The organism is Moorena sp. SIO2C4, from assembly GCF_010672485.1.
GTDB classification, from domain to species: Bacteria; Cyanobacteriota; Cyanobacteriia; order Cyanobacteriales; family Coleofasciculaceae; genus Moorena; species Moorena producens.
Genome location: NZ_JAAHGN010000214.1, coordinates 1 through 8,641, shown reverse-complemented (window position 1 = coordinate 8,641; position 8,641 = coordinate 1). Strand labels below are relative to the sequence as shown.

8 protein-coding genes are annotated in these 8,641 nt (G+C 42.1%); 4 read left to right on the top strand and 4 right to left on the bottom strand.

Translation table 11 applies throughout. The features are described 5' to 3' along the window. The 4 genes from F6K20_RS13660 to F6K20_RS13645 all read left to right on the top strand — a co-directional run. On the top strand, positions 1-2,009 hold a 2,009-nt coding region (locus F6K20_RS13660), incomplete at its 5' end, for a CHAT domain-containing protein (RefSeq protein ID WP_287295001.1). Positions 2,010-2,096: 87 nt separating this feature from the next. Beyond that, on the top strand, positions 2,097-2,576 hold the full coding sequence (locus tag F6K20_RS13655) for an MEKHLA domain-containing protein (protein ID WP_008182281.1): 480 nt from the start codon (positions 2,097-2,099) through the stop codon (positions 2,574-2,576). A gap of 693 nt (positions 2,577-3,269) precedes the next feature. Further along, positions 3,270-3,458, top strand: a complete 189-nt coding sequence (locus F6K20_RS13650) for a response regulator (protein ID WP_008182279.1) — start codon at positions 3,270-3,272, stop codon at positions 3,456-3,458. A gap of 27 nt (positions 3,459-3,485) precedes the next feature. Continuing rightward, the gene (locus F6K20_RS13645) at positions 3,486-3,644 is read left to right on the top strand and encodes a hypothetical protein (RefSeq protein ID WP_229414429.1); all 159 of its coding nucleotides are present in this window, start codon (positions 3,486-3,488) and stop codon (positions 3,642-3,644) included. A gap of 377 nt (positions 3,645-4,021) precedes the next feature. Here F6K20_RS13645 and F6K20_RS13640 read toward each other — a convergent pair whose 3' ends face one another. The 4 genes from F6K20_RS13640 to F6K20_RS13625 all read right to left on the bottom strand — a co-directional run bounded on the left by F6K20_RS13640 (position 4,022) and on the right by F6K20_RS13625 (position 8,174). Beyond that, positions 4,022-4,393 carry a TFIIB-type zinc ribbon-containing protein gene (locus tag F6K20_RS13640; RefSeq protein WP_044492624.1) on the bottom strand — a complete coding sequence of 124 codons (372 nt, stop codon included), beginning with the start codon at positions 4,391-4,393 and terminating at the stop codon, positions 4,022-4,024. Between the two features lie 216 nt (positions 4,394-4,609). Beyond that, complete coding sequence (locus tag F6K20_RS13635) at positions 4,610-6,172, bottom strand: L-lactate permease (protein WP_131827270.1); 1,563 nt, start codon at positions 6,170-6,172, stop codon at positions 4,610-4,612. Between the two features lie 236 nt (positions 6,173-6,408). Then, the gene (gene cysE / locus F6K20_RS13630; RefSeq protein ID WP_287294999.1) at positions 6,409-7,224 is read right to left on the bottom strand and encodes a serine O-acetyltransferase; all 816 of its coding nucleotides are present in this window, start codon (positions 7,222-7,224) and stop codon (positions 6,409-6,411) included. Between the two features lie 233 nt (positions 7,225-7,457). Continuing rightward, positions 7,458-8,174: an iron-containing redox enzyme family protein gene (locus tag F6K20_RS13625; protein WP_071102232.1), complete on the bottom strand. Its 717-nt coding sequence runs from the start codon at positions 8,172-8,174 to the stop codon at positions 7,458-7,460. Positions 8,175-8,641: the final 467 nt, after the last annotated feature.

Here is an 8,641-nt window from a genome sequence, read left to right as displayed (position 1 = left end):
TGGTAGATTATGGCAAAGCTCTAGACTATCATAAACAGCATTTTACTCTTGCCCAATCAGACCCAAACTTAAGAAGAAAACCGCAAGCTTTAAGTGGTTTAGGAGCAGCTTATGGTGCAATAGGAAACTATGACAAAGCTATTGAATACTATAAACAGGGTCTAGAACTAGTAAACTCAACCGATGAGTCTGAGATGGAAAGGAATATAGTAAGCAATATCGGATTAGCTTACTACGCTAAGAAGGAATATACCAAAGCACTTGAATACAAAGAAAAAAGTTTAGCGATCGCTAAAACATCCGATCACCTACCTGGAAAGGCAAGAGCATTATCTAATTTGAGCTTGGTGTACTATACCCTGACCGACTATAACCAAGCAATTGAATACTCTCAGCAGAGTTTAGCGATCGCACAAAAATTGCAAGATAACTATGGACAGTTAGTAGCCCTAGAAAATTTGGGAATAATTTACTATGCTCTAGAAGACTACAACCAAGCAGTAAACTACCAACGCCAGAGTTTAAAAATTGCCAAGCAACTAGGTGATCGCCACGCCAAGGGACGAGCTTTAAGCAACTTAGGTGATGCTCTCTACAAAGCCGGAAATCCTAAAGAAGCAAATGAGGCTCTATTTGCTGCCATTGAAATTTGGGAGTCTTTGCGGTCAAACTTAGGCAGCAATGACCTTGAGAGAGTATCCATTTTTGAAACTCATCAAACAACTTATAGCGCTTTACAAGAGTATTTAGTAGATCGAAAACAATTCAATCAAGCCCTAGAAATTACTGAAAGAGGACGAGCAAGAGCCTTTGTTGAACTATTAGCGAGAGGTTTATCAGAGTCTGAATCAAACCTCAAAACTAATAAACCGATTGCCCCTCCGAATATCAAACAAATAAAAAAAATTACTGAAGAACAAAACTCGACAATAGTTTTATACTCTCTTATCAAAGAAGTCGTCGAAGCCGAAGGTGTGCGCCAACTTGAAGACAAAGAGCTTTACATTTGGGTAATTAACCCTAGAGGTAAAATCGCTTTTCGTCAGGTTGATTTAACTAATCTAGATACATCTCTGAAAGAATTGGTTGTTATCACTCGTAAATCAATTTTTTTCAGAAGAAGCCCATCCCTAGTTGATTTAGTTCCCAGAGAAAGATTGACTAAAACAGAGAGAGCTGGTCAAACTGAACAATTAAAACAACTGCATCAACTGCTCATTGAACCAATTGCCGAACTCTTACCTACAAATCCCGAAGCTCGTGTAACCTTTATTCCCCACGAATCCTTGTTTCTAGTACCTTTCCCAGCACTACAAGACGCTTCTGGTCAATACCTGATCGAAAAACATACTATGCTCACTGCTCCCTCGATTCAGGTGCTGGATTTAACTAACCAGCAACGGCAACTAGTTTCTGGAGAAGAGATGCTAGTAATTGGTAATCCCACGATGCCTCAAGGTTTGCCCCCTCTTCCTGGAACAGAAACAGAAGCGCTAGCGATCGCTGAGATGTTCAATACTCAAGCCCTGATTGGCAATCAAGCCACCAAGAAATCAGTTGTTGAGCAAATGTCAAAGGCAAAGATCATACATCTAGCTACTCACGGCTTACTGAATGACTTCCAGGGATTAGGTTTACCAGGAGCGATCGCCCTTGCTCCGACTAAAACAGATAAAGGTTTTCTCAGTGCTAGTGAAATACTCGACCTCAAGCTTAGTGCTGAGTTAGTAGTTTTAAGCGCTTGCAACACTGGTAGAGGTCGAGTTACCAGTGATGGCGTGATTGGATTATCCCGTTCTTTAGTGGCTGCTGGTGTACCCAGTGTGGTTGTTTCCCTCTGGAAAGTACCTGATGACTCCACAGCTGACCTGATGATTGAATTCTATCGCCAGCTACAACAAACACCTGACAAAGCAGTTGCTCTACGTCAAGCCATGCTTACGACTCTTAAACAGTACCCAAATCCAGTGGAATGGGCGGCTTTTACTCTGATTGGGGAAGCCGAGTAATCAAGGAGTTGCAGGAGTTCAGAATCACAGAGTTTTGGATTACTATAGTTCCCTAAGGGTGATAAATCTGTACAGAATAATAAACCGATGAACACTGAGCTCCAATTTCCTTGGCAACAAGACGCCGTAATTCGCCAGAGCCAACGTCTAATCCATAGCTTTCATCATTGGACAGGGCGTTCTCTAATCGATACCAGTGGCTCACCTATGGAAATTGCACAGGCACTATTTGAAGCTCCCTTTGTCGTCTACTCTCACAACACTGAATCAGACCCCATTCTAAACTATGGCAATCGGAAAGGTTTAGAATTGTGGGAAATGGATTGGAACCAATTGACTCAGATGCCTTCGAGATATTCAGCTGAGCCAATGGAAAGGGAGGAGCGCTTACGCTTGCTTAACCAAGTCACAACCCAGGGCTATATTAGCAACTATCAAGGTGTCCGCATTTCTAGCACTGGTAAACGGTTCCAGATTTCAGATTTTATCGTCTGGAATCTCATTGATGAGGAAAATAACTATTGTGGTCAAGGGGCTACATTTTCCCAGTGGATACGGATTAATTGACGATGTTGGCCACTTAAATTGTCTATTTTTTATCTATTTTTGAGTAAGGGGGAAAAACTTCAAAGTCCTCTCCCTTGCTCTTGAGCACCCCTGCCCCCTTAGGGATTCAATCAAAGAAATCATTTGTAGCATTAATAGTGCTAATTCCTAGTGCTAATGTAAGCTGACAGCCGTCAGCTGTCAGCTGTCAGCTGTCAGCTTAAAACAAACCTCGTTCCCATAGCGTGCGCCGTTCGCGTAGCGTGCGCCTATGCGCAATGCACAAACGGGAGAATTTAATAATTCGAGATTAATGATAATTGAAAGTCTGGGTAAAAGCCCTTGGCTTGTGGCCACGCTACCCGAACAGCTGACCTAACAGAGATTAAACGAAGGCTTACCTATGCAAGCTAATAGCTGATAGCTGATAGCTGAATGCTTACGTGCTAATTCAGATTAGATACCTCACCGCTTACTTCCCCTTCTTGCAGTATCTTCCCCCACTTCCCGTCTCTTACCGATCTCCATAAATCATCCCCCTACAAGTACAAAGCCGTTATTTGGGTCGGACTAGCCGGGAACTCTATATGTAACTGGCCTCACAGAAGTCCATGTTGTTCAATGATTCTAACCCATAATGATTACAGCTCCAGGCTATCCCATCACTGAGTCAATCGAATCTGGCACTAGAACCCTACTTGGTATTGCATTCTGGTGGTGGATGATAAACAGGAAAATCGCTGGGTGATTGTCAATCTGCTGGCTCCCCTGGGATTTGAACTGATCGAAGCTAGCAGTGGTCAAGAGGCTTTAGACGAAGCCACAGCATTTTCACCAGACCTGATTATCACTGACTTGTTGATGCCACAGATGGATGGCTTTGAGATGATCCGACAGTTATGACAATCCCCCCAATTGCACTCAAAAGTAGTGATTGCGTCTTCGGCTGTTCAACTTCAAGGCAGAAGGAGGCAGGTAGATCCCCATTGGAAACGAGGTCTAAGCTATCTCAAAATTGGTCTGCGCTGGCTCAAAGGAGTAGTCAATAAAGGTAGGCAACTCAGTCGGGCCAGTACCGTTGTTACCTAAAGATCCGCAACCGTGCTTTGCATGCCATAAAGCTGAGGATGATTACTACGACCAGATTTGGTTTTCCCGTATTCGGTCTTTAAAGTGTAGAACCTGATCTGTTTGGTTTTCACACAGATGTGTCAGGCAGTCAGGGAGGAACCTTGAAGCTGGAAACTGAAGTGGGAGCATATAGTGAATTTATCATCACTTTACCTAAACCAGCCGAATAGACCTGATCATTTCCGACTTGAGTATTTTGAACCTGCTTGATCAGGGAAATTAGCATCCTGGTCAAGCTACTACCTTTTCCCATAGGTTTTCCCAGTGGCAGCAAATTAATTGACATTAAAAATTGCTACTTAGCCTATTAATTAGCCTATTAATTAGCCTATTAATTAGCTAAAGATATCCTTAAAAAAGTCTGCTATTACCTCTTCCTTATAATCCTTAAATTCACCAGCATCAAACCAGAGACCATAGCATACCGGGCATTTTTCATACCGAATATGAGTCTGTTTTATATCAACCATTTTGGTCAGTTTTGTCTGGCATTTCGGGCAATTGATATCTCTAATTTTATTAAAGTTACTCCCTGTTTTCGGGTCACCTGTATCTATAATCTCGGAACCTTTTATCTCCTTCAACATTTGAGCTTCCATGGAATCAAACCAGATCCCTTGACAACTGGTGCAGCGGTCTACAGGAATCGTTGAATACACAACTGCTTCTAAGGTTCCTTGACATTTAGGGCATTTCAGCTGGGTCATTTCGCTCAACCATCTCTAGGATTTACATATCATACTCGGTAGCCAGACATAATTCAAGTTGACTGTTCAGAGCAGGGAACTTCGGAGCAGGGATCGGGTATCTTGGAACAGAAAGGGTTTGAGCAACTTTAAGTTTATTAACCAAGAGAACATAAATTTAACATAATTTATGTTCAGTTATTTATTTGATACTTACTCTATCTAAAAATAGAGATTTTATGGTACAGCCAAAACCAGAAGTGACATAATAACTGCCACTGCTCCTAGAACTACTAGTCCCATCTGCCGGAGCAAGAAGACTTCAGCTCCAGACCACCCAACAGCAGTGGCAGCAATAATAGCACGAGCAGGTGAAATCATCGTGGCGTGGGCGCTAGCTCCATTCTGAGCTCCCATCAGCCACTGTAGTGGTAAGCCAGACTGAATGCTTACCTCTTGTTGTAATTGGGAAAGTAGGGCATTACTCGCAGTATTTGAACCAGTAATCCAGCCTCCTAGAGCAGCTAACCAAGGTGCAACCCATATATACTTGTCACCAAGTGTTGCTGCGGCCATGCCTAGACTAGCTATCATGCCACTGGCTTGCATAACTTGAGAGGCTGCTAGAAAACAGGCGAGTGCGATGGCTCCAGGGATAAATTGTTGCCAAGCTTGCCTTGTTATCACTCGCAGTTTGTGTACGACTGTTCCCAAAATTGTGACTGTAGCCAAAGCTGTCAAAAGTAAATAAAAGCCTGGGTTGTAAAGCAGGGGTAGATTTAGATTGATGGCAGCTATTGATATCACAAAATGACTCTTCAGCCAAATTTTTAGAGGAACAACTAAGCGAGAAATCAGCAGAATTGCTGTCAGAATCCCGTAGGGAGCTATTACCTGCCCGAGGGATACTTTAGTAATACCATGCTCAGCCGAATCATGAGCCGTTTTTTCGGAACTATTACGGGCACTGTTGACTAGATTTACTGTTCTTTTTCGTTTTGCCTTATGAAATAGTTTATGAAATAGTTTATGAAATAGTTTTCGGTTTGCCCACACCACTAAGAATGACATTACCAGTGTGCTGCCAAGTACACCTGCCAGTTCAACCCCAGGAATCCAACTGAAGCCCCAAACTCCTATGGTAAGAAGCACTCCCGCAGCGATCGCTTCTGGCCATCGGCGTTGCACGGATTTCTTTCCGCCACTCACTGCTAGTGCCACCAGTCCGTAAACTACGGGCAGAGGAGCAGTCAAAAGAGCAGTAGTCGAACCTAGAATACTAGGATCTAGATTAGTTATTTCCGCTCCAAGAACTGTACCTATGGCTAGCCCTCCCCAAGGTACAGCCATTTGACCCAAAATACCCAGTATAGCTGACTGAGCAGAACTATAACCTAATGCGAGAAACAGTGGAATGACTAAAATGGTACCAACTCCAAATCCACTAACTGACTCGGCAAAGGGAGCGAACCCAATTACTAGCAGCAACACCTGTAAGTCTCGCTCAGGAACTAAACGAGCAATACCCTGTCCTAAAAGGCTCATACCATCTACAGACTTGAGCAGATAGTAAAGTAGCAAACTGGGAAATAGCACGTAGAACACTGATAATGATGTCGCAAGTCCCTTCACCAAAGCAAGTAGTAATTGCCCAGGAAACAAACGAAAAACAGGAAATAGTAGTGTTGATCCGATAGCAGCTATCAAAGTAGCAAGTCCTGCCTGTTGGCTTGGTCGCTGCAATACCACTAGCATTACTATGGCTACCCACAAGGGCATAGTAGCAATTATGATTTCCAAGACATTTGTCTCCTGTATTAACAAAAGTTAATCGTAAGCATTCAGCTATCAGCCGTCAGCCGTCAGCTATCATGCTAATCAACGGGAGGTAGTAAAAAAGCTGGGGGGTGCTGGTACGGCTGGTTGAAAATCCCTGCTCGTACTGATCCGACCCTGTGGAGTTAAAGCGCCTGCTAGCACCTCAAGTAGCGTGCGCGCAGCGCATTAGCTGATAGCTGACGGCTGAATGCTTACAGTTAATCTACTTTTGCTAGCTGACGACTATTTAAATTAGTATTGTGAGATAAGTTGATAGCTTGATCTTGACACAACAGCTTTTCGGTGAACTCCATTTCTCTAAACTGCTGTAATTGCTTTAGTTTGATTTCCAACTCATCTATCCTTTGGATAAGTTTATCAACCACATTAGCTACTGGATCAGGGATGTTACTGTGAGCAAGTGGACTAATCGGCTGGGCGAATTGCCTAACTATTCGTCCCGGAATCCCAACAACAGTGCAGTCATTAGGAACAGACCGTAAAACTACTGAGCCTGCTCCAATACGGCTATTGTTACCAATTTCAATGTCCCCAAGAATTTTTGCTCCCGCTCCGACGATTACATTTTTTCCCACAGTCGGATGACGTTTACCTAGTTGTTTGCCAGTGCCACCTAAAGTAACACCTTGATAAATTAAGGTTCCATCTCCAACGATGGCGGTTTGCCCAATTACTACACCTGTACCGTGATCAATAAATATGCCCCGACCAAGGGTAGCACCTGGATGAATATCAATTCCTGTTAGCCAACGGACAATGTAGGATATGAAGCGAGACAGCCAAAATAAACGGTGGCGATATAAGATATGGGCAAGGCGATGAACCGTCACTGCCTGTAAGCCTGGATAGCACGTTAACACCTCAAGCCAAGAGGAAGCAGCAGGATCTTTCTCAAACACAGCCTCAAAATCTGCTCGAATAGAATCCCACAAGCCTAAAGTAGATGAAGCTGTGGTTTGGCCATGTTTCTTCAAAGCTTCAAGAGAATGCTTCATTTCTGATTTTTGTTTCATTTTGAGTCAAGCTAATATAGCAGTTAGCAGTGAGCTATCAGGCATCGGCTTTTTTGCTTTTCCTTGTCCTGTGTGTCGTTCAGGGTTTTAAGGTGTACCTGATTAAATTGCCAACTGCTATAATAAACTATCGAGCCAATTTGTTATTATTGGGTATTTTGAAGTAGTAGAGTGATTTGATTGATGGACTCTACTTACTTCTATTTCACTCAATTATTCACTCAATTATTCACTCAATTTACAGCTGCCATCTGCTTAGTCATGGCTAATTTGTAGTTATTCGTCCAAAATGTATCCCAATTCTGTTTGGCTTTCTGATAACCAGCGCTTAAATCATCTACGGTAGATGGATCGGCATCAACTATCTCATTAATGGCATCTCTGACCTTTTGACGATGGATAATATCAGCTTCACCAACATGAAAGTTCCAAAACTCCCAATCAATGGTCTGTTTGTTTTCTTTGATATATGGGTTTTTGACAAGATATTTGTACATAGTAGAGAGATAAACTTGGCAAAGACACTCTCCACCCATGCCACATAATCCAATAACATAGGTGGTAGGCTTGGTTAACGTTAGTTGCTTGATTTCATCAAGCAAAATCTTATTTTCTTCGCTAAGAGAGTCTTCAAATAAATCTTGATTTAGACCAATGCTTAACAGATAGTTATCCCATAGTTGGAGATGATTATTCTCATGATCTCCTTCACCTAACTCTTCTGCTAGTATCTCAGCGGTTAAGCTTTTAAATTTTCCATAAGGAGCTTTGGAAATTAGAATTGCCAGATTATCAGGAAACTCTTTGGTAAAATGACGGTACTGGATACATATCTGCTGTAAAGCTTCCAGTGGGGCATGTTGTAAATATTGCAGTTTCTTATCAGCTAGATATTCAGCTTCCAGTCGAGAATGATCTGCTATAGTCCAAAATTCGTCACGAGTTGTCATTTTTTTATCCTTTGTGTGTTTTATCTTAGCTCTATAACTACCATCATTCGCTAATCTGAAAATCACCTGAGTTTTCTGTTAAATCAACTGGTTAATCAGCTGTGAAACATCTAATTGTATGATATGCGTTATAATTATCAAATTTATATGAAATAGCTTAAAAAATGCTACATATAGTTATTTTATGATAGGTATAAATACGCGCTATTTTATTTACAAATAATGGTGATCTGATAATTGCTAAAAGCTGTGTAACTTGGCTTTTATATTGCCTATTCCCTATGGCCTATTCCCTATTTGCTATTCCCTATTCCCTATTGCGTATTTCCTATTGCCGATTCCCGATTCCTGATTCCCGATTCCCGATTCCCAGCCCGTAGCGCTCTAATAGGTAAGTGGCAGTAAAAGTCAAAAAAAAACCGGCTTCTGCTCAGAAACCGGTTTTTTTCAAAAGTTTAGCTTATTGT

Excerpts from the sequence above, each read along its gene's own strand:
- F6K20_RS13655 (WP_008182281.1), top strand. The coding sequence starts at position 2,097 with ATGAACACTGAGCTCCAATTTCCTTGGCAACAAGACGCCGTAATTCGC.
- F6K20_RS13640 (WP_044492624.1), bottom strand. The coding sequence starts at position 4,393 with ATGACCCAGCTGAAATGCCCTAAATGTCAAGGAACCTTAGAAGCAGTT.
- cysE (WP_287294999.1), bottom strand. The coding sequence starts at position 7,224 with ATGAAACAAAAATCAGAAATGAAGCATTCTCTTGAAGCTTTGAAGAAA.
- F6K20_RS13625 (WP_071102232.1), bottom strand. The coding sequence starts at position 8,174 with ATGACAACTCGTGACGAATTTTGGACTATAGCAGATCATTCTCGACTG.